This is a genomic window from Niabella sp. (genome assembly GCF_030150205.1).
Taxonomy (GTDB): domain Bacteria; phylum Bacteroidota; class Bacteroidia; order Chitinophagales; family Chitinophagaceae; genus Niabella.
This window is the reverse complement of the sequence record NZ_JASLGT010000001.1, coordinates 102,162-125,169: the sequence shown is the minus strand read 5'-3', so window position 1 is coordinate 125,169 and position 23,008 is coordinate 102,162. Positions and strand designations below refer to the sequence as shown.

Annotated in this window: 22 protein-coding genes and 1 tRNA gene; 8 read left to right on the top strand and 15 right to left on the bottom strand. The window is 45.4% G+C overall.

Going from position 1 to position 23,008, the window contains the following annotated elements; all coding sequences use genetic code 11:
- Nucleotides 1-4: 4 nt before the first annotated feature.
- A complete protein-coding gene (locus Q1V85_RS00510) occupies nt 5-1,666 on the bottom strand; it encodes a M1 family metallopeptidase (RefSeq protein WP_300596325.1) in 1,662 nt (553 codons plus the stop codon).
- Between the two features lie 35 nt (nt 1,667-1,701).
- Between Q1V85_RS00510 and Q1V85_RS00505 the strand changes: the two genes are divergently transcribed.
- Nucleotides 1,702-3,441 (top strand): ABC transporter substrate-binding protein, encoded by a 1,740-nt coding sequence (locus Q1V85_RS00505; protein WP_300596323.1) that lies wholly within the window; start codon nt 1,702-1,704, stop codon nt 3,439-3,441.
- A 245-nt stretch (nt 3,442-3,686) separates the two neighbouring features.
- Here the strand turns inward: Q1V85_RS00505 and Q1V85_RS00500 are convergent, their stop codons facing one another.
- The gene (locus tag Q1V85_RS00500; protein ID WP_300596321.1) at nt 3,687-4,307 is read right to left on the bottom strand and encodes a YdeI/OmpD-associated family protein; all 621 of its coding nucleotides are present in this window, start codon (nt 4,305-4,307) and stop codon (nt 3,687-3,689) included.
- Between the two features lie 393 nt (nt 4,308-4,700).
- Here Q1V85_RS00500 and Q1V85_RS00495 point away from each other — a divergent pair, with 393 nt between their 5' ends.
- Complete coding sequence (locus Q1V85_RS00495) at nt 4,701-5,753, top strand: LacI family DNA-binding transcriptional regulator (protein WP_300596319.1); 1,053 nt, start codon at nt 4,701-4,703, stop codon at nt 5,751-5,753.
- Nucleotides 5,754-5,867: 114 nt separating this feature from the next.
- Here Q1V85_RS00495 and Q1V85_RS00490 read toward each other — a convergent pair whose 3' ends face one another.
- The 4 genes from Q1V85_RS00490 to Q1V85_RS00475 form a co-directional block, all read right to left on the bottom strand.
- A complete protein-coding gene (locus Q1V85_RS00490; protein ID WP_300596317.1) occupies nt 5,868-6,014 on the bottom strand; it encodes a hypothetical protein in 147 nt (48 codons plus the stop codon).
- Between the two features lie 51 nt (nt 6,015-6,065).
- Nucleotides 6,066-7,313 (bottom strand): ATP-dependent Clp protease ATP-binding subunit ClpX, encoded by a 1,248-nt coding sequence (gene clpX, locus Q1V85_RS00485; RefSeq protein ID WP_300596315.1) that lies wholly within the window; start codon nt 7,311-7,313, stop codon nt 6,066-6,068.
- 101 nt (nt 7,314-7,414) lie between these two features.
- Nucleotides 7,415-8,068: a ClpP family protease gene (locus Q1V85_RS00480; protein WP_300596313.1), complete on the bottom strand. Its 654-nt coding sequence runs from the start codon at nt 8,066-8,068 to the stop codon at nt 7,415-7,417.
- A gap of 90 nt (nt 8,069-8,158) precedes the next feature.
- Nucleotides 8,159-8,842, bottom strand: a complete 684-nt coding sequence (locus tag Q1V85_RS00475) for an ATP-dependent Clp protease proteolytic subunit (RefSeq protein WP_300596311.1) — start codon at nt 8,840-8,842, stop codon at nt 8,159-8,161.
- A 275-nt stretch (nt 8,843-9,117) separates the two neighbouring features.
- Here Q1V85_RS00475 and Q1V85_RS00470 point away from each other — a divergent pair, with 275 nt between their 5' ends.
- The gene (locus Q1V85_RS00470; protein ID WP_300596309.1) at nt 9,118-9,933 is read left to right on the top strand and encodes a metallophosphoesterase; all 816 of its coding nucleotides are present in this window, start codon (nt 9,118-9,120) and stop codon (nt 9,931-9,933) included.
- A 3-nt stretch (nt 9,934-9,936) separates the two neighbouring features.
- On the opposite strand, the gene Q1V85_RS00465 is transcribed toward Q1V85_RS00470, so the two are convergent.
- The 6 genes from Q1V85_RS00465 to Q1V85_RS00440 form a co-directional block, all read right to left on the bottom strand.
- A complete protein-coding gene (locus tag Q1V85_RS00465) occupies nt 9,937-10,563 on the bottom strand; it encodes a Fic family protein (RefSeq protein WP_300596307.1) in 627 nt (208 codons plus the stop codon).
- Complete coding sequence (locus Q1V85_RS00460; RefSeq protein ID WP_300596305.1) at nt 10,563-10,919, bottom strand: hypothetical protein; 357 nt, start codon at nt 10,917-10,919, stop codon at nt 10,563-10,565. The genes Q1V85_RS00465 and Q1V85_RS00460 overlap by 1 nt, the downstream gene beginning before the upstream one ends.
- A gap of 164 nt (nt 10,920-11,083) precedes the next feature.
- Nucleotides 11,084-12,490 carry a trigger factor gene (gene tig, locus Q1V85_RS00455; RefSeq protein WP_300596303.1) on the bottom strand — a complete coding sequence of 469 codons (1,407 nt, stop codon included), beginning with the start codon at nt 12,488-12,490 and terminating at the stop codon, nt 11,084-11,086.
- A 79-nt stretch (nt 12,491-12,569) separates the two neighbouring features.
- A tRNA-Leu gene (locus tag Q1V85_RS00450) sits at nt 12,570-12,651 on the bottom strand.
- A 209-nt stretch (nt 12,652-12,860) separates the two neighbouring features.
- Nucleotides 12,861-13,031, bottom strand: a complete 171-nt coding sequence (locus Q1V85_RS00445) for a hypothetical protein (protein ID WP_300596301.1) — start codon at nt 13,029-13,031, stop codon at nt 12,861-12,863.
- Between the two features lie 9 nt (nt 13,032-13,040).
- On the bottom strand, nt 13,041-13,439 hold the full coding sequence (locus Q1V85_RS00440; RefSeq protein ID WP_300596299.1) for a hypothetical protein: 399 nt from the start codon (nt 13,437-13,439) through the stop codon (nt 13,041-13,043).
- A gap of 297 nt (nt 13,440-13,736) precedes the next feature.
- Here Q1V85_RS00440 and Q1V85_RS00435 point away from each other — a divergent pair, with 297 nt between their 5' ends.
- From Q1V85_RS00435 to Q1V85_RS00420, 4 genes are all read left to right on the top strand, one after another.
- A complete protein-coding gene (locus Q1V85_RS00435; RefSeq protein WP_300596297.1) occupies nt 13,737-15,989 on the top strand; it encodes a RelA/SpoT family protein in 2,253 nt (750 codons plus the stop codon).
- A gap of 259 nt (nt 15,990-16,248) precedes the next feature.
- On the top strand, nt 16,249-17,511 hold the full coding sequence (locus Q1V85_RS00430; protein WP_300596295.1) for an adenylosuccinate synthase: 1,263 nt from the start codon (nt 16,249-16,251) through the stop codon (nt 17,509-17,511).
- Between the two features lie 85 nt (nt 17,512-17,596).
- Entirely contained in the window at nt 17,597-18,028 is a 432-nt protein-coding gene (locus Q1V85_RS00425; protein WP_300596293.1) for a hypothetical protein, read from the top strand.
- Between the two features lie 83 nt (nt 18,029-18,111).
- Nucleotides 18,112-19,365, top strand: a complete 1,254-nt coding sequence (locus Q1V85_RS00420; RefSeq protein ID WP_300596291.1) for an anthranilate synthase component I family protein — start codon at nt 18,112-18,114, stop codon at nt 19,363-19,365.
- Nucleotides 19,366-19,445: 80 nt separating this feature from the next.
- Here Q1V85_RS00420 and Q1V85_RS00415 read toward each other — a convergent pair whose 3' ends face one another.
- Nucleotides 19,446-20,120, bottom strand: a complete 675-nt coding sequence (locus Q1V85_RS00415; protein ID WP_300596289.1) for a response regulator transcription factor — start codon at nt 20,118-20,120, stop codon at nt 19,446-19,448.
- A gap of 428 nt (nt 20,121-20,548) precedes the next feature.
- Here Q1V85_RS00415 and Q1V85_RS00410 point away from each other — a divergent pair, with 428 nt between their 5' ends.
- Entirely contained in the window at nt 20,549-21,076 is a 528-nt protein-coding gene (locus Q1V85_RS00410) for a lipocalin family protein (protein ID WP_300596287.1), read from the top strand.
- 127 nt (nt 21,077-21,203) lie between these two features.
- Here Q1V85_RS00410 and Q1V85_RS00405 read toward each other — a convergent pair whose 3' ends face one another.
- Together Q1V85_RS00405 and Q1V85_RS00400 are read right to left on the bottom strand one after the other, a co-directional pair.
- The gene (locus tag Q1V85_RS00405) at nt 21,204-22,325 is read right to left on the bottom strand and encodes a hypothetical protein (protein ID WP_300596285.1); all 1,122 of its coding nucleotides are present in this window, start codon (nt 22,323-22,325) and stop codon (nt 21,204-21,206) included.
- Nucleotides 22,322-22,951 carry an ATP-binding cassette domain-containing protein gene (locus Q1V85_RS00400; protein WP_300596284.1) on the bottom strand — a complete coding sequence of 210 codons (630 nt, stop codon included), beginning with the start codon at nt 22,949-22,951 and terminating at the stop codon, nt 22,322-22,324. Before Q1V85_RS00400 ends, Q1V85_RS00405 begins: the two co-directional genes overlap by 4 nt.
- Nucleotides 22,952-23,008: the final 57 nt, after the last annotated feature.

The window sequence follows — 23,008 nt, the reverse complement described above, 5'->3', positions numbered from 1 at the left end:
AAAATTAAGAAGCCTGTGCTACCTGGATATAGAAATTGGGATTTACTAAAAGCACCCCATCTGTCAGGATGTTTAACGGTGCTTCCTGGTACTGTTCTTTGGGCTTCAGCCATTGTCCGCCGGCCAACTGTACCGGCATATCGAAACCGGGCACACAGTTGGTCCACTTGTATCGGACCTTACTGCCACTGATCGTATATGTGAGTACCGGCACCCTGGTGGTGCGGAGGTACTGATCAAATATTTTTTGCAGGGGTTTACCTGTTCTGCGGATGATGTAGTGCTCTATTTGTTGGCCTGTTACGGTTTGATGATAAAAGTCGCGGTTAAGGCTCCGCAGCAATTCGCGGAATGTTTGATCGTTGTTGATGATCTGGCGGATGGTATGGATCATACTGGCGCCTTTATCATACATATCGCTGCTGCCTTCTTTGTTTACTCCATAGGGGCCAATGATAGGCTCGTTGTTCCGGATGATCTTCCGTTGTCCGATAACATATTCATTTGCTGCTTTCAGACCATGCCGGCATTGTACAAAAAGGGTTTCGGTATAGGTAGTAAACGCTTCATGCACCCACATATCGGCAATATCCTTTGTGGTGATATTATTAGCAAACCATTCGTGTCCGCTTTCATGTACAATAATAAAATCCCAGTCGTTGCCCCAGCCGGTACCGGACCGGTCTTTGCCCAGGTATCCGTTCATATATTTATTACCATAGGCCACACCGCTTTGGTGCTCCATACCCAGGTGGGGGGCATCTACCAGTTTGTAACTGTCTTCATAAAAAGGGTAGGGTCCCATCCAGTGCTCAAAACAACGGAGCATGGGCTTTACGATCTTAAAATGTTCTTTTGCTTTTTCCAGGTTATAGTCCAGCACCCAGTAACCGATGTCCAGTTTCCCTTTTTCTCCCTGCAGGGTGTCGTTGAAATTTACATAATGTCCAATATAGGGTGTAATCAGGTAGGTGTTGATGGGTTGGGTTACCGTCCATTTCCAGGCCGTGGTGCCATCCTGGTTGGGTGTTTTTGAAGTTAACCGGCCATTGCTTACTGCAACCAGACTATCCGGTACATGAATGGTAATCGTAATGCCCCGGTCGGGTTCGTCTGCCTGCTGGTCTTTACAGGGCAGCCAGGTGCTGGCTCCAATGCCCTGTGTGGCGGTGCTGACCCAGGGCCGGCCCTGGGCGTCTTTTGTAAAGATCCAGCCGCCATCCCATGGCGGAGTTTTGGCCACAATTGGATTTCCCCGGAAATAAACGCGGATGGTACGGATTTTCCGGTTGGCGGCATCGCGCGGTATATGAAGCCAGAACACATCTCCTTCCCGCTCAAAAGAGATGGCTTTTTTGGTATCCCTGTCTTCTATTTTTTCGATCTGCATCGGCTCCTGCAAATCCAGTTGCAGGGGCGCTTTCGAATCTTTAATAACGGCATAAGTGATATCATTGTACCCGTTAACGGCCCTTGCCTCAATGTTTACATGCAACTGGATATCGTATTGGAGTACATTCCACCAGTTCCTTCCCGCACCATTCCCGCCCCGGAGGCTGTCCTGACGGGTAAAAACAGTTTCATGGTTCAGCAGCTGTGCCTGCAGGCTTCCTGTAGCCAACAATACCAGACAAAGCGTTTTAAGAATATTTTTCAAAAAAATCATTACCGGAATGGTTTGAATTGTAAATTTAAACGTTCATGATGAAAACGAACCGACTATATTGGACGCCTCCTGTTTTTGTGCGCAGCGTTGCTTTTTTTTTACAAACGCCGCTTCGTGTGAAAAGGGGAAGCCGTACCATACAAAACCTGAGATCCTGCAGGGTATTGCTATTGCTGCTGCTGTATATTTTTTCAGCAGGCTGCAAAGATAAGGTCAGTGATAAAAGGAAGGTATTCCGGTATAATGAATATGCCGGCATCGCTTCGCTGGATCCCGCTTTCGCCAAAAACCAGTCTACCATGTGGCCGGCCCACCAGTTATTCAATACCCTGGTAGAGATCAATGATAGTTTAAATATCCGGCCTTCGCTGGCAAAATACTGGGAAATTTCTGATGATAAGCTGACGTATACCTTTTATTTAAGGAATGATGTGTTTTTTCATGACGACCCGGTTTTCCCAAATGCCCGGGGAAGAAAAATGGTGGCGGCGGATGTGGTTTTTAGCCTGAACCGGATTATTGATCCCAGGGTAGCAAGTCCCGGAGGATGGATCTTTAACGGGAAGATTGATAGCCTGCAACCCTTTACAGCGCTCAATGATACCGTATTCCAGCTAAAGCTGATGCGGCCTTACCAGCCCATACTGGGCATTCTTTCCATGCAGTATTGTTCCGTGGTGGCGCGGGAAGCCGTGGAAAAGTTTGGAGTGGATTTCAGAAGTCATCCGGTAGGAACCGGCCCTTTCCAGTTTGTAGCCTGGGAAGAAGGCCAGGGCCTTGTATTTAAAAAGAATCCCCGTTATTTTGAAACAGACAGTGCGGGAAACAGGCTGCCTTATATTGATGGCGTTAAGGTAAGTTTTAAAGACAGCCGGGCTACCGAATTCCTGCTGCTGCGCCAGGGAAATCTTGATTTTGTAAATGAGCTGGATCCCAGTTTTAAAGATGAAGTGCTTACAAAAAGAGGCACCCTTAAAAAAGAGTGGGAGGGGAAGCTGGTACTTCAAACCCAGCCTTATCTGAATATCGAATACCTGGGTATTCTTGTAGATTCGCTGAACCCGCTGGTGATCCGTTCGCCGCTCCGATTAAAGAAGGTACGGCAGGCGATCAATTATGGATTTGATCGCAGGAAAATGATCCTCTATCTGCGCAATTCACTGGGAACGCCTGCCGAATCGGGTTTCGTGCCCAAAGGACTGCCTTCTTTTAACGATTCAATCGTACGGGGATATCATTATGACCCCATAAAAGCAATGGCCCTGCTAAAAGAGGCCGGCTTTCCAAACGGACAGGGGCTACCCGTGATCCGGCTGCTTACGATTTCCATTTATGCTGATTTCGCCAATTTTATAGCCAAGCAACTGGAGGAGATCGGCATGAAGATACAGGTGGAAGTCGTGCAAAAATCCCTGCTGTTTGAGATGACCGCCAATTCCCGGGCCGCTTTCTTCAGAGGTGGCTGGATCGCCGATTATCCGGATGCGGAGAATTACCTGTCGGTATTTTATTCGAAAAACCCGGCACCCCCCAATTATACCCGGTATAAAAACCCGGCATTTGACGCAGCTTTTGAAGCGGCCATTAAAGAAACCAATGACTCGCTACGGTATGTGCTATACCGCAAGGCCGATCAGATCGCCATCAATGATGCGCCCGTGGTACCGCTTTGGTATGATAAAGTGATCCAGCTGCTGCAGCCCAATATTAAAGGATACCAGCCCAATGCGTTGAATGTACTTGAACTGCGGAGGGTGCGGATTGAAGATCGCTGAGGTAGATCTTTAGTTATCAGTCTTCAGTCATCAGTTTTCAGTCATCAGTTTTCAGTTTTGGGGGATCCGTGTAGCATCCTGAAACATGGTTGCTGCTTTGGGTCTTTCGTTCCTGATTTGAAATTTGACGTTTGAGGTTTGATATTTGAGATTTGTTATTTAGGGTTTGTTATTTGGAATTTACAGTAAACGAAGAAAATACCCATCCGGAACACTACTTAACCTTTAAACCGGGTACTGCGCTCTTAATGCTTCCGCTCATACCTCCAGTTACGGCCCTTGCCTTCGGCGAGCCATTCGAGTGCAGTGGCTACACGCTTTTCACGGGTGGCATCGGTTTTGGCTTCTGTGATCCATTGAATATATTCTTTCCGATGGGATGGCGGAAACTTTTCGAAAACGGCCTTCGCTGTTTTGTTTTTTGCCAGGGCTTTTTTTAACACCTCCGGTACCGGTAATGCTACTGCTTTCTTCGCGGGCGCTTTTTTGAGGGACACACCCGCATCAATCAACTTCATGGTTTCTTTTAATGCCTGCAATAATACCTTATCCGGCGGCAGGTCTTTTAAAGAAGTAAGTTTGCCAAGTTGTCCCATAGACTTTGCCTCGCCCTCCAGTACCAAGTAGGGCTTTAATACCTTGATGTCATTACTTAGCCAGAAGTTGAGCACGGCATGCTGCTTAAAGGCGGCCATGCTGCATAAAATTTTACCGTGGTAGTCAAAATGGGGGAAGGACCATTTCATGGTTTCCACAACTTCCGGACAGGCCCGGTGTACCAGTGTTCGGATATGCTCCAGAACCGGCTGGGCAAAGGGTTGTGCCTGGGCGATATAAATTTCGAACCGGGGGTCTTGTATAGCCATTGGTGCAGGAATATTTGTTTTGATGATGCACGGATCGGTAAAGCCTGCGACTCGCCGGAACCGTTATCCGGCCCGGAGTTTTACAAAAAAGCTCACTGCACCGCGCATGGGGATCATGTTTCGTTACCGGAAGGTATATAAAAGAAAAAAGAACTGCAAATTTTATGCAGTCCGCATAGGGCGGGGCAAGGGGTATATAAACCGGATGTACCCAAATGCTGACCAGCCGTGGTTTTGCGCCGCCGGCTGATGCGTACCGGACCGGCATGTTCCGGTGCTTTTAAACAGGTTTTTGATCCATAAAATAACCGGGAATACCCCGGTGTAAATACTGGTTTCCGGGCACGCATGTCCTGTAAATTAACGTTATATTTGATAGTAAAACCAAATCAAATGAAGGCAGGCGCACGCATAGGTGTTAAGGATATTGCAAGGATGACGAATGTATCTATTGCTACAGTAGACCGGGTATTGCATAACCGGCCCGGAGTGGCATTGGCTACCGAAAAAAAGATTAAGGCGGTCGTTAAAAAATATAATTACCAACCCAATATCCTGGCCCGCACGCTGGCATCGCGGAAAGTGGTAAAGCTGGCTATTTTAATACCGGCGGTTTCAAAAGAAACATCATATTGGCAGGCGCCCCTGGATGGGGTTAGCCAGGCAGAGGCAGAGATCGGTCAGTTTGGTGTTTCGCTTGAAAAATATTTTTTTGACCTCAATGACAAACAGAGTTTTGTATACCAGGCCAAGCGGGTGCTGAAAAGCAAGGCAGACGGTGTATTGATGGCACCTCATTTTGAGGGCGATGCGGAAACATTTTCAGTGCAGCTTACGGAACGGAAGATTCCCTTTGTATACATTAATTCCGATGTGCCGGGTCAGGATAGCCTGAGCTATATTGGTCCGGATTTATACCGGAGCGGATTTTTGGGCGGCCAGCTGGCGGATTTTATTTCTAAGGAAAGCAGCACCTGCCTGATTGTAAACATTTCAAAGAGCCCTGACAGTTATTATCATTTGCTGGAAAAGGAAAAGGGATTCCGGGCATATTTCAAAGGGCGAAAAAAAGGAAAGATTTTAAAGTCCGATATCCAGCGAACAGATTACAGCTCGATAAAGAAAGAGCTGACGGCGGTTTTAAAAGTGCAGCGGGTAGACCTGATCTTTGTAACAAACTCGAGGGTGTTTTATGTGGCGCGGTTCCTGGAAGAAGCCGGCATTAAAAACATCCGGCTGATTGGTTTTGATCTGATCGATAAAAATATTGCCTGTCTCGAAAACGGCGGCATCGACTTCATCATTTCTCAAAAGCCAAGGGAGCAGGCATACAGAGGTGTGATGGCCCTTTACAATAAACTGATTAAAGGAGAAGCCGTAGAACAACAGGTGTTTATGCCGATTGATATTCTTACCAAAGAAAATTACCGGTTTTATGGCGGGTAGGGACTGGTTTGCTGGGCCTGCTGCTTCATATGGGAGGTGTTATAGCTCACCGCCAGCTCCGAAATAAAAAAACAGGCCGGAGCCTGTTTTAATTATATAAGATATGCCGGGGAATCAGCCTTGTCCGAAGAGGTTGGCCACTGCACCCTCAAACATAGGGAACTTCTCAATAATATAATTCTTTACAGCTTCAATGGCCTTTTGTGCCTGCTCATCGCTCAGCTGTGCTTCTGCTTTTAGTTTGTCAATTAATTCCTGCATATAAAGCGTTTGATGTTTAAAAAATAGTGTCTCGGATAAAAGTAAAAAATCTTAGGCAGCCTTTACCAGCCCCATTTTGCTCTTTTCAAATTTACGCCGTGCGTAATCCCTGGTAAGGGTAAAACGGGTTTCTGAAGTAGAAGGCAGTTCATACATGGCATCGGTTAAAATGCTTTCACAGATGCTGCGCAGCCCACGGGCGCCCAGTTTGTACTCAACAGCTTTATCTACCATAAAATCCAGTACCGCCGGCTCTATCTCCAGCTCGATGCCCTCCAGTTCAAACAGCTTTTTATACTGTTTCATCAGCGCGTTCTTCGGCTCGGTAAGAATCGCCCGCAGGGTGCTGGCATCCAGCGGATCCAGGTGCGTTACTACCGGCAACCGACCCAGCAGCTCCGGAATCAATCCAAAGGTTTTCAGATCCTGGGCGTTTACAAAGCGCAGGAGGTTCTTCTTCATGTCTTCCTGCTCATCTTTATCTACATTAAAACCGATGGTATTGGTTTGTACCCGGCGTGCGATGATCTTGTCTACACCATCAAAGGCTCCGCCGCATATAAAGAGGATATTCTGGGTATTTACTTTTATCAGCTTCTGATCCGGATGTTTACGGCCGCCCTGCGGGGGCACCAGTACATCCGTGCCTTCCAGCAGTTTCAGCAGCCCCTGTTGCACACCCTCTCCGCTTACATCGCGGGTTATACTGGGGTTATCGCTTTTACGGGCCACTTTATCCAGCTCATCAATATAAACGATACCGCGTTCTGCTGCTTCTACATCATAGTTGCATACCTGCAGCAAACGGGTTAAGATGCTTTCCACATCTTCGCCCACATAACCGGCTTCTGTAAACACCGTGGCATCTACAATGGCAAAGGGTACATTCAGCATTTTAGCAATGCTCCGGGCCAGGAGGGTTTTACCGGTTCCGGTTTCACCCACCATGATGATATTGCTTTTTTCGATCTCCACATCATTATGATTATCAAGATCGCGGTTCTTTTGTTTCAATCGTTTATAATGATTGTAAACGGCTACTGCCAGTACTTTTTTGGCATCGTTCTGGCCAATTACATAGTCGTCCAGGAAGGTTTTGATCTCCACGGGCTTCCGGATCGATTGATTGAAGCCGCTGACGGTTTTGGTATCTTCCCTGAAATGAAGCTCCTGGTTAATAATTTCCTGTGCATGTTCCACACAGTTTTCACAAATATGCCCATCCTGCCCGGCGATCAGTATTTCTACCTCGTCCCGGTTTCTTCCGCAAAATGAACATTTCAACACGTTATCCGGCATAGTCCAGTAATTAAAGAATTAATGTGCAAAGTTAAAAAAATCGCTGCGAATACAGCGATTTTCCATTTTTTATGATATAATTATTACTTTTCGGGATGCGCTTATAACTGGGTTACAACCTTGTCTGCAATGCCATAGGCAATCGCTTCCTGCGCATCCATCCAGTAATCGCGGTCAAAGTCATGCAGGATTTCGTCAACGGTTTTGCCGCAGTTTTCTGCCAGGATCTGGGCGCCGATCATCTTAACCCGTTGAGTTTGTTTGGCTTGTATTTCCAGATCGGAGCTTACGCCGCGGATAAAGCCACCCAGTGAAGGCTGGTGGATCATTACCTCTCCATGCGGATAGATATACCGTTTCCCTTTTTCACCGCCACTTAACAGGATACTGCCCATCGAGGCCGCCAAACCCATACAAATGGTGCTTACCGGGCTTTTGATCATCTTCATGGTATCATAAATCACCATCCCGCTGGTAACCACACCGCCGGGACTATTGATGTAAAATTTGATCTCTTCCCCGGGTTTATCCGCATCCAGCAACAGCAGCTTGGTGGTGATTTCGCGGGCACTTTTATCATCCACAACGCCCCACAGATACACGGCTCTTTTTTCAAAGAACAGCTGTTCCAGGCGTTTGTTCAGCATCATCAGGTCATCCCGTTTGTCGGTAGCCTCTTTGGGCTCTTCTTCTTCTCCTTCACCATCAAAGCGAAGCGGATTTAACCATTTATCTTCTTTTAAATTGGATATCATGATGTAATTTTTTTGTTGATAGTTGATCCGTTGGTCAGTTAACAAGCTGTTTGCTATCAGCCCCTGTAAACGTTTCAACCGGTTAACGGATTATTTTTTCTTTTTGTTTACCAGCAATACTTCATCTACAAAGCCGTACTCTTTAGCTTCTGCAGCGGTCATCCATTTATCCCGCTCAAAATCTTTTTCGATCTGATCGATGGGTTTGTCGGTATGATGATTTACAATTTCATACAGCTCTCTTTTTAATTTACGGATCTCGTTTACCGTGATCTCAATATCACTGGCTTGCCCGCCAATACCCCCGCTGGGCTGATGCATCATAATGCGTGCATGCTTCAGCGCGGCTCTTTTACCATGGGTACCGGCACCCAGTAATACACAACCCATTGAAGCGGCCATACCGATACAGATGGTAGCTACATCCGGTGTTACATACTGCATGGTATCATAAACCCCCAATCCTGCATAAACACTGCCGCCGGGACTGTTAATGTACATATTAATATCCCGTACACGGTCGGTACTGTCCAGGAACAGTAATTGCGCCGTTACGATATTGGCCACCTCGTCGTTGATCGGGTAGCCCAGGAAGATGATGCGGTCCATCATTAAACGGCTGTATACGTCCATTACGGCCACATTCATCGGGCGCTCTTCAATAATATTGGGCGTTAAGGCCGTTACCAGGTGGTTGCCATAACTGTTCAGGGTATTGCTTGAAATACCCCGGTGCTTTACCGCATATTTTTCAAATTCTGAGTTATACGTCATAATAATCTTAAGTTACAGGTTAAAATTGAATGGCTGCTGCTGTCCTTACCCGGCGCCTTTGCCGGCTAAGCTGCAAACAGCTTTTAAAAGTAATCAAATATTTCTCCATTTGCAAAATAGTGGTTTTAAATGCCAACTTGACTGATTTTGCCCCGGCAAATTCGTCAGATATGCAGGTTGCCCCTCTTGAAACGGGCTCTTTGTTAATAATTTCTTGATGGATTGGCGGGCAGTTATATCTTTAAATTGAGATAACTTTAGCAAAATCCAGAAAAATGAAGCGCAAAGAATTTTTGAAAATAGCGGCGCCGGCTTTCTTACTGCTGGCAAACGGAAATATTGTACGGGCAGAAGCGCAGACGGAAGCACTGCTGAAAAAGAAAAAGATGGTGCGTTTTGCCATCGCATCTGATCTTCATTATGGCCAGCCGGATACGGATTATGACCGGTTTTTAAAAAATGTGATAGGGCGGATCAACGAGGAACACGCAAAAACACCTTTTGATTTCTGCATGCTCAATGGTGATATTGTGCATAATGACCCGGTGCACTACCCGGCGGCCAAGGCGCTGATTGAGCAGTTAAAGATGAAATACTATGTAACACCCGGGAACCATGATATGGTAACTCCGGAGCACTGGCAGCGGATCTGGAACCGGCCGGTGAACTATGATTTTGTGGTAAATGGCACGGTGTTCCTGGCGAGTACTACCTCTAATGAAAAGGGCGAATATATTTGTCCGGACCTGAAATGGATGGAACAAAAACTGGAGCAGCACAAAAAGGCAAAAAATCTTTTCGTGATCGTGCATATCAATCCTGCCAAATTAACAACGCATGGTATCGATTGCCCGGAGTTCCTGGCATTGCTGAAACGCTATAAAAATGTAAGGGCTGTTTTTAACGGGCATGATCATGATGAGGACGGCATCAAAAAAAAGCTGGATATTCCCTTTGTCTTTGATGCGCATGTAGGCGGTAACTGGGGCACGTCCTACCAGGGATTCCGTGTGGTGGAACTGCTGGCAGATGAAAGTGTGCTGACGTATATAATGAACCCCACTAAAAAGATTAACGATGCTGTGTTGTAATGATTACTTCTTTTTATAAATGGTCGTTTTCTTGTCGCCAAACTTTGACAGTAAATGATTTTCAACGGCATTTTTTAAATCGCGGCTTGCCGTTGCTGAAGCAATGTTTTTAAAGTAGTTGATATAGTCTTTTCTTGTGAATTCAGTTTCCTGGTTTTCCAGGAATAAGGTTATCCTGTCCCTTCCGGATAGTTTTTTTTCTGAATTTTCAAGTACTTCAGAAAGGGAGCAGTCAATCATTTCCAACATGTATTCAATAAATGCCGTTGATTTTCCTTCTTTATCAGCTGTAGGAAGCGCCTTGTAATATTCAATTTGATTTTTTGCAATTAATGTTTCAAATGGCAAGAATTCAAAAACCGGATATTCGTTCATCAGGATTAATGTTTGCCAAAATCGACCCATCCTTCCATTGCCGTCCATAAAGGGGTGAATAAATTCCATCTCATAGTGAAAAACACAGCTTTTAATAAATGTTAATTCCGACATGTCTTTTAAATACCGGAATAACTCCTTCATTAAAAAAGGAACGTTTTCGTTTGGAGGGGCAAGGTGTTCAACCTTTAAGCCTTTTACGATGCCAACGCTTTTATTTCGATATTTCCCAGGGTGATCAATCAAATTATTCATCAATATTTTATGCGCTTTAAGAAAGTCTTTTTCTCTGTTAAATGTAGCGCCCGGTAAGCCTCTAAAGCATTTAAAACCTCCAGAATGTCTTTTTGCGGACCAACAACGCGTTTGTTTTCCAGAATTGCTGTTATTTGTTCCTCCGAAAGTGTATTCCCCTCAATACTTAATGAGGATTGAATCGTCCTGATCTGATTTTGTTTTCGTAGTGTTGGGTTTGCTCTGATTAATAGTTTGGCATTTATTTCGCCAATCTTCTCAGAAATGTATGCTATTTGTTTTAATATTGGAGTCGTTATTTCGTATGGAGGTTTCATGTAATTGATAGTATCATTTGATACTATCAAAGATGGCATACTTATTTGGATTTATATGCAGAAATGGGTTTAAGGAACATAAGTGTTCCCAGAGATCATTTGCGTAATGCCTGATATTATTACATACCCCAACACGCGGTGGCCTAACAAACAAAAAGACCGCCTTTTGGGGACGGTCTTTTAAAAGTCGGTTACTATTCCGATTAATGGTGGTGATGCTGGTGCTCACTTACCATTTTAGCAAAATCTTCTGCTTTGATGGATGTTGCCTTGGGCTTTACCTTGGTTTCTGCCCATTCAAACACCTTCTGGGACTGCAGGCGGTTATACGCATCCTCTACATATTTCCGGTCCTTCATCATACGCTCTACATAGTCGTTCACCCAAGGCTGATCGTCTGTCATGCCCATTGCTCCGCCCATGTACTGGAACAGCTGCTGTTTGGCAAAATCACGGATCTCATCCGGACCTACCTGGATGGCATTATCTGCAACGATCTTTTCGGTGATGAGCGTCCATTTCAGCTGGTTCAGGAAAGCAGGCATTTCTGCTTCGATCTGCTCCGGCGTTTTTGCGGGCTGTGGATTTTCCCCTTCCTGCGGCTGGTTGTTCTGTGTGATCAGCCAGTTTTTCAGGAAGGTTTCGGGAAATTCTATTTTGGTATCATCTACCAGTTTGTGGAACAGCTGATCGTGGATCTGGTTCCGGCTTTGAGATGCCCAGTAGTTATAGATCTCGTCTTTTACTTTTGCTTTGAACTCCTCTTCGGTCTTTACATCACCGGCAGGATAGAGCTGGTTGAAGAACTCTTCGTTCAGTTCCTTTTTTTCCAGCAGGCCAACTTTAGTGATCTCCAGTTTGAAGGTTTTTTCTTTGGTGGCTGTTTCATCTTTGTTCAGGCCCAGGTCCTGTGCAATAAACTCCAGTTCCTTTTCTTCAAACGCTTCACCCAGGGTGATATTGATGCTGTCTCCGGCTTTTTTGCCATTCAGTGCTGTTCTTACAGCCGGTGCAAAATATTTTACCAGGAGGGAGTTGTCTTTTTTAATACCGTCTGCTACTTCACTACCATCTGCACTGGTTTCGGTAAACGTTACGTTTACTACGTTATCATCTGCTTCAACGGTATCTTTATCGGTCATGTTGCCATACCGGTTTTGCAGGCGTTCTACTTCTTCATTAACCATTTCATCGGTAATGTCGATATTATAACCGGTAATATCCAGTTTGGCCAGATCCAGCATTTTAAAGTCGGGTTTTAAACCGATCTCAAAATGAAAATCATAATCCACAGGATTGTTTGCATCCAGCTTTGCCATATCGTTTTCCAAAGGAAGTGGCTGGGCAAAAATATTTACCTTGTTGGTATCCAGGTAGTTCAGGATTTCTTTATCAATAGAGCGCAGTACTTCATCCATAAAAAGAGAAGGACCGTACATTTTTTTTATTAAACCAGCGGGAACTTTTCCGGGGCGGAAGCCGGGAATATTGGCTTTCTTGCTATACTCCTTTAAAGACTTTTCAAACCCGGGCAGGTAATCCGTTTTTTCCAGCTTTACGCTGAGCTTTTCATGAAGAGGGCCAATTTTTTCTTGTGTAATTGTCGCCATTTGTATTATTTAATGCTTAAAGGTTCAATGTTTAAGGTTATCACTTTAACTTTAAACATTAAACCTCAAACCTGTTAAGTCCGGATGAAGGGACTCGAACCCCCACACCTTGCGGCATCAGATCCTAAGTCTGACGTGTCTACCAATTCCACCACATCCGGATAAGAACGCTGTTTCGGGGTGCAAATGTAGTGTATTCTACAATAAAAAATCACTGTTGGCGGAAAAAATACGGGAAAGGGAGAATGGTGCGGTTGCGCTGATTTTGATTCCGGTATTTAAAAATGAAAGGAGCTGCGATCGCGTCAGGGCAGGCCTGAGCGCTCATGGTAATGGATACAGCAGCGCAGGAAATACAGCGTTTAAAGTATTAAGGTTGTTTCAGGAAAACAGTTTTCTCCAAAAGCACATTTGCTTTCTTTAATTTATCGCTAAATAGTGTACCCTCAATAACAGGATCAAATTGAACGGCGTAAATGGGAACACCTCCTAATACCAGTTTTTTCCCGTTGCGTTTCTTTGTATTTTTCAAGATGCACATATAACAAATTTAATAAATTCTTTTAATAAAAAAGGCTAAATAAAAAATATCCTTTTGTGGATTGAAAAACAGCTCTTTATAAAGGTTCTCATCTTCAATAAGGCCAGTGATTATAAATTCTTTGACGAATTCAGCGTGGTACATTTTTAAGATTCGCTGATAAAGCCGCTGCCGTTCAGGAGTGCTTCCTGCAAACATTATTTTAATATGAGGCCTTAGCTGCGTAAATGCTCTTATAATGCGGATAACTGTGGCCAAAACTTTTATAATGTCTCCATTGTTGGAATTTACAGCGTCGTCCATCGTTCCGTCCGGACATAGATCACCAAAGCCCAGGTTATAGATATCGGGCATGGCAGTAGGCGAAAATTCAACAACTTTTTCTATGCAGCTTCTTCCCGTACTCATAAAAGAATACCGGGTGCCGGAGCTTATTTCATAAGGGTACGCAGGGTGTTTCATTGTTATCTCATTCAGCGGTTAGCGAATACAATGTAAGTTACTGATAAATCGAATAAAAAAATAATATAATCCGGGTGTGTCGTTAAGGGCTGTTTAAATAGGCCAGGTCCTGTGCATATGGTACACCCTGATTTCTGTTGTTTATGCCGATATGATGCTGCGCAGCAGAATTTCTGTAATTTTAACCGGAGGATTGAATCGTTATCAAAGAAATAAAAGGAAGAGGAGTGTGTCCATTATTGCATGAAAACTGTAGAGCAAAAACCCAAATATAGTCTTAACGAGGAGCAGGAAAAAAAGCTGATTTTAAGGGAATACCGGTCGCTGTTGCGCGCGCTGAAAGATAAGATCAAGCCGGGCGACAAAGACATTCTCCGCAGGGCTTTTGAAATGGCGGCAGATGCGCATAGCAGCATGCGGCGGAAAAGCGGGGAACCCTATATCCTGCATCCGATTGCCGTAGCCAAAATATGCATTGAGGAAATTGGCCTGGGCGTACGTTCTACCGTATGTGCGCTCCTGCATGATACCGTAGAAGATACGGATATAACCCTGCAGGATATTGAACGGGAATTTGGATCGGAAATTTCAAGGATCGTGGACGGACTTACAAAGATCTCCAATGTAATCGATTCTTCCGCATCCCAGCAGGCAGAGAATTTTAAAAAGATCCTGCTCACCCTTACCGACGATCCGCGGGTAATCCTGATTAAACTGGCCGACCGCCTGAACAATATGCGAACGCTGGACAGTATGAAGCGGGAAAAACAGTTGAAAATTGCTTCTGAAACGGTTTACATCTTCGCACCGCTGGCGCACCGTATGGGACTGTACAGCATCAAAACCGAACTGGAAGACCTGGCCATGAAATACCTGGAGCCGGATACCTATAAAGAAATTGCAAAAAAGCTGGCGGAAACAAAACGCGACCGCACCCGCTATATCAATGAATTCATCAAGCCCATCAAGGAGAAGCTGGAAAAGAATGCCTTCAACTTCGAGATCTATGGTCGTCCGAAAAACATCCATTCGATCTGGAATAAGATGAAAAAGAAGGGCGTAACCTTTGAAGAGGTATACGATCTCTTTGCCATTCGCATCATCCTCAATTCACCGCCCGAGCGCGAAAAAGAAGACTGCTGGAAAGTGTATTCCCTGATCACAGATGAATATACACCGTCTATAGAGCGCCTGCGCGACTGGGTGAGCAATCCCAAATCCAACGGGTATGAAGCATTGCATACCACCGTAATGGGCCCCCGGGGGAAATGGGTGGAAGTGCAGATCCGGACAAAGCGAATGAACGAAATTGCCGAAAAAGGGCTGGCCGCGCACTGGAAATACAAAGAGGGCAGTGCCAATGAAAACCGTTTTGATAAATGGTTTCAGCAGATCAGGGAGGTATTGTATAACCAGGACGCAGACAGCGTGGATTTCCTGCAGGATTTTAAAATGAGCTTCCTCACGGAAGAGATCTATATCTATACTCCCAAGGGCGATATTAAAATGTTGCCGGTGGGCAGTACCGCACTGGATTTTGCGTTTGCCATCCACACGGCAATTGGTGCTAAAACCATCGGGGCAAAAGTAAACCACAAACTGGTGCCCATCAGCTATAAACTGCGCAGTGGTGACCAGGTAGAGATTATTACCAGCAACAAGCAAACGCCTTCGGAAGACTGGCTTTCGTTTGTGATCACCGCCAAGGCCAAGGCCAAGGTAAAAGAGGCGCTGAAGGAGGAAAAGAAAAAAGTAGCCGATGAAGGGCGTTATACCATTCAGCGTAAGCTGGAAGGTATGGGCGTTTCTATGCAGCAGGCCAACCTGGACGAACTGGTACAATTTTATAAGTTGCATTCGAACCTGGAACTGTTTTACCAGGTAGCGATCAAAAACATCGATCTCAGGGAGCTGAAGGAATTTAAAGTTATCGGCGACCGGATCGAATACCCGCGGCCGGTTAAGATCGTACAGGAACATAAAATTGAAAGTCATACACCGGCGCAGAGCAGTAATAAACAGGATACGGAGCTGATCATTTTTGGGGAAAGCAGTGATAAGATCATGTACCACCTGGCCAATTGCTGCAAGCCGATACCGGGCGATGATGTATTTGGTTTCATTACAACCGGGAAGGGGCTGGCCATCCACCGCACCAATTGTCCCAATGCGCCCAAACTGCTGGCTAATTACGGCCACCGTATCGTAAAAACCAAGTGGGCTAAGAATAAAGAGATCTCGTTCCTAACGGGTGTACGTATCATTGGAATGGATGATGTGGGCGTGGTGAGTAAGATCACGGGCCTGATCTCTGCCGAATTGAAAATAAATATTGCGGCACTGACCATCGAAGCCTCGGAAGGATTATTTGAAGGGAATATCAAAGTATACGTGCATGATAAGGAGGAACTGGATGAGCTGGTAAACCGGCTGAAAGATCTCAACGGGATCGAGTCGGTGGAGCGGTATGATACGGAGGATTTACCGGCGAAGTGAGGAAGTTCCTGGTTTGAGATTTAACGTTTAAAGTTCCAGTTTCCCCGAAGCTTCGGGACGTTTTTATGCTTAATGGACTTTCGAGGGAGCTCATTTCCACATCTCTAAATTTTCAAATTTTCAAATTCTGAGCAGGAACAGCAACCATCTTTTGCATTTAATTTTTTTACATTCAATATTTTTTACTCCCTGCAAGGGTTTCGCTTCCAAACCTCTATTTTTGTAGCTTTATTAAAGATCAGTTTATAAAAAGTTCATAATGATAGATGTTATTCTGGGTCTGCAATGGGGCGACGAAGGCAAAGGCAAGATTGTAGACTTTTTTGCAAAAGACTATGACGTGGTAGCACGTTTTCAGGGAGGCCCCAACGCAGGGCATACCCTTTACCGGAACGGAGAAAAACTGGTGCTGCGCCAGATCCCTTCGGGAATTTTCAACGAAGGAAAGATCAACCTCATCGGAAACGGGGTAGTGCTGGACCCCATCTCTTTGGAAAAAGAGTGCGAACAGCTGACCAAGTTCGAGGGAGACCTGAAGAAAAATCTTTATGTAGCTGAACGGACCAACCTCATCATTCCTACCCACCGGGCGCTGGATAAAGCATCGGAGCTGGCGAAGGGCAATAGCAAAATCGGATCTACGTTAAAAGGGATCAGTCCTGCTTATATGGACAAAACCGGCCGGAATGCGCTGCGGGTAGGAGATATCCTGAACCCTGACTTTAAGAACATGTACGAAGCGTTAAAGGAAAAACATTATGTGATCCTGAACTCTTACGGGTTTGATGAAGATATCAGCCAGGATGAAGCCGATTTCTTTAACGCCATCGAGTTCCTGAAAACACTGAATATTGTTAACGGAGAATACTTTATCAACAAACTGCTGAAAGAGGGTAAAAAAGTACTGGCAGAAGGCGCCCAGGGTAGCATGCTGGATGTGGATTTTGGCACCTTCCCGTTTGTAACCTCTTCCAATACCATTTCTGCCGGTGTATGTAGCGGACTGGGCGTGGCCCCGCAACATATTAAAGAAGTGATCGGTATTACCAAAGCGTACTGTACGCGCGTGGGAAGCGGCCCCTTCCCTTCAGAACTGGATAATGAAGATGGCCAGCGCCTGCGGGATATAGGCAAGGAATACGGAGCCGTTACCGGTCGTCCGCGGCGCTGCGGCTGGATCGACCTGGTGGCCCTGAATTTTGCCTGTATGATCAACGGCGTTACCCAACTGGTAATGACCAAGGCCGATGTGCTGGATCATTTTGAAAAACTGGAGGTTTGCAGTGCGTATTCCCTGGAAGGAAAAGAGATCCAGGAAGTACCCCTGCGGTTGGATCTGGCGCCTTATCAGCCCGTATTTGAAGCATTTGACGGCTGGCATACGGATATTTCCCAGGCAGCTTCTTATGAAACGCTGCCGGAAAAAATGCAGCGCTATATCCGCTTTATAGACACCTATCTGGGGGTACCTGTAAAATACATTTCCAACGGGCCCGAACGGGAGCAACTGATCAAAATTTAATTCAAAAAAAATCAGTTTAAAAAATTTGGAGAATTAAAAACTTCGATTAAAATTTACACTTTCATTTACCAGATTTTATTAGGTTATGGCAAAATCAAATAAGTCAGCAGAAACAGACAAGAAGACAAATACAGGAAACGCACCTGTGGAAAAAGCATCCTCCAAATCGAAGAAAAAAGAGGAGGAACAGGACGAAGAGGACGATCTTTATGATAATGAAGACGAAGCGCCTGCGAAAGGGAAAAAAGGAAAGGCTTCACAGAGTGAAGACGATGATGAGGAAGACTTTGATGAAGATGATGACGAGTGGGATAAAGTAGAAGAAGACGAAGACTGGGATAAAGATTTTGAAGAATTTGACATCCCGAAATCGAAATCAAAATCAGGCGGTGCCGGCACTGGCAAAGGAAAGAAATCATACGACGAAGACGAAGATGAGTTTAAACCGGATGAGGAATTTGATGACCTGTTCGGTAACAACGATGATGATTTTGATGACGACGATGATTTTAGATAGAAATCAAAAAGGACCGTTTTTAATAAGAGACATTGGATAGTGAACCAACAGTAAGCCAAGGTTTTCCGTTAAATGACGCAGTCTTGATAAAGACAAAGGTGTTAAACTGGTTAAGACGGTTTAACACCTTTTGTTTTCTGGACTCCTGTAATTTTCCGGAGGGGCAATTTGAATTTTTAGCAGGCGCCGGTATCCGGCGTAAGGTGGTGCTTGAAGGCAAGGAGGGCCTTTATACTTTTGAAGATTTTTCGGCAGAAAAAGATAGCTGGCTGATGGGGCATTGGAACTATGAGCTGCAGACCGGTGCGGGAATGAGCAATTCCGGACAGATCGATACGACGGGATTCCCAATGGGCTTTTTCTTTGAGCCGGAATGGGTCTTCTATGCAAAAGAAGGCCGGCTTTATATTGAAGGAGAAAATCCCCGGGAACTTTATACAGCAATACTCCGGGAACCGGAGGTTCGTCCGGAGGCCCTGCAGCTGCAGCAACCTGTTCGCTGCCGGGTTACTAAAGAAGCGTATCTGGAAACCATCCGGCAATTACAGGCCCATATCCACCGGGGCGATTGCTATGAAATTAACTATTGTGTAGAATTTTTTTCGGAAGCGGCAAGCATGGATCCGTTTGATGTGTACCGGCAGCTGACCACCCGCTCGCCGAATCCCTTTGCTGCACTTTACCGGCTCAATGACCAATGGCTGATCTGCGCCAGCCCCGAACGGTTTTTAAAAAGAACGGGCCGCCGGTTGATCAGTCAGCCCATAAAAGGAACCCTTTCGCGAAGCGGAACAGATGCCGCAAGTTTGTATGCAGAACAACAACAACTGGCCGCGAGCAATAAGGACCGGGCAGAGAATGTAATGGTGGTAGACCTGGTACGGAATGATCTGTCGCGGATCTGTAGCGAAGGATCGGTGCAGGTAGATGAGCTGTTTGGAATTTACTCTTTTGCACAGGTGCACCAGATGATCTCAACGGTTTCGGGGCTCCTGGACGAACCGGTTACAATGACCGATATCTTAAAGGCCACTTTTCCTATGGGATCCATGACCGGTGCGCCCAAAGTGCGGGTAATGCAACTCATCGACCGTTATGAAAAAAATGCCCGGGGTATTTTCTCCGGTGCATTGGGGTATATACAGCCCGGCGGTGATTTTGATTTCAATGTGGTGATCCGTAGTGTAATGTACAATGCTCAATCGCATTATCTTTCCTATAAAGTAGGGTCCGGCATCACCATTTACAGCAATCCGGAACTGGAATGGGAAGAATGCCTGTTAAAGGCAACGGCTATTGAAGCGGTGTTGGAAGGTGATCGCCTGCAGAATGATTGAAGCTATCCTTGTATTTTAAAAGCAATGTACCCAGGTAACGGGCGGAAACAGGCTTCGCCGGACCACTGCAAGACGCTGGTCTAATCATTTTTATCCGATTTAACAAAACCATTTTCGCCGAAACGGTATCCATGTTCTTTCTCCAGGTATTCGCGGATCCCATACATACTTTTATCGCGGAGGTTTGCTTTGGTTTTAAAATTCTGGCGACTTTTTTTAACCGTTTCAATACTGATATGCAGCTGGTCCCCGATTTCTTTATTGGTTTTCCCCATAACGGCCATTGCCATGATCTGGAATTCCCGCGGTGCCTTCGATTCATTATACGCATAATGCTCTTTGGTAGCCTCCGTTTCTTTAGACGCCTGGAAATTGTATGAGCCTTCAAGCACGTCGCGGATCACCGATATAAGCGTATCAACCGGTTCGTTCTTATGTACATAACCATCGAAACCCAGTTTGATCAGCTCTTTTTTGTTAAAAGAAGCATTCGTATAAGCGATGATTTTAGGCGTTTTAAACAGGTCTTTTTTCAGCTGGGCACATCCTTTATCCCCGTTCAGGCCAGTTAAAATAATATCCAGTAAAATCAGGTCCGGCTGAATTTTAGTTAAAGGTTCCCGGGCACTTTCAATATTATAATATTGTCCTTTTAAGACCAGGTTCTCGAAGCGTCTTAAAATATAAGCCAATCCTTTTTGCATTACCGGATTGTCTTCTATGATCACATAACTGTAAATACGGTCTGTAGTCATTGCTGCTAAACTAGTTTTCTGAATAATGGAGGCTGATCAGGGACGGAACGGCTCTGGTTGGAGAAACTTTTATACAAACCTTTTTTGCCACCGGCGGCCTAAGAGGGGACGTTACCGGCTTTTGAACCATCTTTGAATTCCTGGGCACAACAACAGGAAATTGCACATAATTTCTGGTAACGGAAACGCCGTCATTATTGAAAGTGCGTCCGTGCTTTTTTAGAATATTGGACCGGGCATAAATCCTGATCCTGGTTTCGGGCTTGTGGTCATTGATACACGTAAACATGCGACTTTTTCTACCAATCAAAGCTAACACTTAACTGCGATTTTAAAAAATACTACTTGTAGGTATTGACAAGCGCATAACCCCATACTACTTTTACATTAGCAACCACACTGTATTATTGACGCCCAATGGGTTTATTATGAGACAATTACAAACGACGCTGCTTTGGCGTGCCGGTAACTGTGCACGCTTTTTTCGTTCTACAACGATTTTGTTCCTGACGCTGTTATTGATGGCTTGCAGCAAGAAGGATACACCGGTTACAGATAACAGAACGGAGAAACCCTCGGCAACACTGCTGACTGCAGGTGAATGGAAACTGGATGCCTGGACCGTTAGGCCGGTTGGTTCCGCAGAGTCTGATGACGCAAACGAAAGCAAGATTCAGGCCGCTCAGGCTACCTGTGAGAAAGATGATGTAACCATATTTAAGCCTAATGGGGATATGGTTATGGATCCTAAAACATTATGCGATAATGATCCGGATGTTAAGCTCACCACAGATAAATGGACTTTTACCGATGACAATGCCGGTATTATTATTGGAACGGGGGCGGAAGCAACGACCTATTCCATTGTAGAGCTTTCAGCTAACCGGCTTAAAATGAAAGAGATCTACACAGAAGAAGGAATCACCTATATAAGCGAGATTGTATTGGTCCATTAACCGCTGCATTGAAATCGGTTTTCAAATGTACCTGTTCTCTCCGCAGTAGCATCAAGCGGCGCCAGGCTGTTCTGGGATAATAATAATGTACGCCGGAGGGGCCGTAAAATGCAGCGCGGGTATCTGCTCAGGACACAATCGCTTCCGATCGATAATACCGGGTCAGAAAAAGGATCACTGCACCGGGAAAGAATGCCAGGCTGATCCATCCAATGCCGGTAGCCATCATGATAAAGTACCCGGTAAAGAACAGCAGCAACAACACCGCTACCAGGTGTTTAAAGGTCAGCTGTTTTACAAAACTGATACTGAGGAGCAACAGGACGGTTGAAAAGGCATAACATCCAAAAAAAACGGCGGCAGAGGCACTGAGGTGCCGGTGCGAAAGAAAGCACAGCAGCAGGATCTCCGGAGTTACCAATACAAAACAACACAAGGCATAGGTTATAAGCCGCTTTGTAACGGACAGCGGAAGACTCCTGTAAAAAGAAAGGTATTGATCCTCGTATTTGCGGAGCCGGTTAATAAAAACACCATTGGCCAGGATCCCAAAACTAAAAAGCAGAAAGGTGAGTTGCAGATCATCCGGGCCCAGCTGGTTGTTAACGGTTGTAAAGTACAAAACCACACAGGTATACAACTTAATGCCCAGCCAGGCAAGCTTTTGCGTTTGCTGCGCCGACCGGATGAGGATACCCGAATAAAAAAGGGAAGGATTGGTCGCGGGGTTTTTAAGACCTGTTGTTAGGAACACATTTTTTTCGGGATGATTCAATACGTATACATGCCATACCGGAAGCAGGGTGCAGCAGGCGGTCAGCAACGCAACTACCGTCATTGTTGGCCCCGGTCGGTGCAGGTAAATCCCTTCTGTGATGACCAATACCAGGTAGAAGGTCAGCGGCAGCAACAGGATGAAATCCGTAATGGCAAAAAGTGCATACTGACGCCACTGGGACAGGTTCCGGAATACAGAAAAGAACCGGTAGGGCGGCTGTTGCAGCAACTGGATAATAAACACGGCACATTTGCGCGCATAAAGCCCCCAGAGCAGCAGTGCCGCTACCAGGAAGGCTGGGATACTTAATAGTGCTTTGATCAGTCCATAATGATATTTAAAGAGGCCTGCACCATCTACCGTGCCCACTACAAAGAAGAACATGGTAAACACAAATACAAAAGTGCCCGCATTTTCCCTGTAAAAAGGTTTTACAAAGGATTGGTAAAATATGCGGAAAAAGGGGCTCAATAACGGATCGTTTTATGTTCAACAATCAGCTCCTGGCAAAAGGGCAACAGGTCCGGACCGGGATCCTGGTGGGAGCTTAATATAAACGAACGACCCTGCTGCTGTTGCTCCAGCAGTAATTGTACCAGTTGGTTACAGGCCGGGGCATCCAGCGTAATAAAGGGCTCATCCAGCAACAGAAGGTCCAGTCTTGAAACACCGGTAAATGCAAGGATCAACGAAAGCTTTTTGAGCATACCGGCCGAGTAGGTGGCTACCTGGTTATGTATATAGGAAGCGGCGCCAAACAGCCGCACCAGTGCGGCCGTTTCTTCTGAAGATGATTTGCGGATCTGCCGGTAAAGCGCGATGAGCTCCATACCGGTTAAAAATCCCGGGTACAGGGGTTCTGCTTCCGCCCAGCTGATGCGTTGGCGGTAATGCAGGGGATCGGTCTTTTGAGAAATGCCGCTGACAGAAATGGTTCCCTCAAAAGGAATCAGCGCTGCCGTCATTTTTAAAAAAGTGGTTTTGCCGGAACCGTTTTCTCCTTTTAACCAGTAAATGCCTTTGGGAAGCCGGAGTGCAGGAATGTTGAGGATCAACTGACGGTTATACCATTTGGTAATAGATCTGATCTCCAGCATGTGGGGTTATTTATTAAGGTCTAAGATAAAGCATTGCCGTTTGCCGTTTTGTTAATG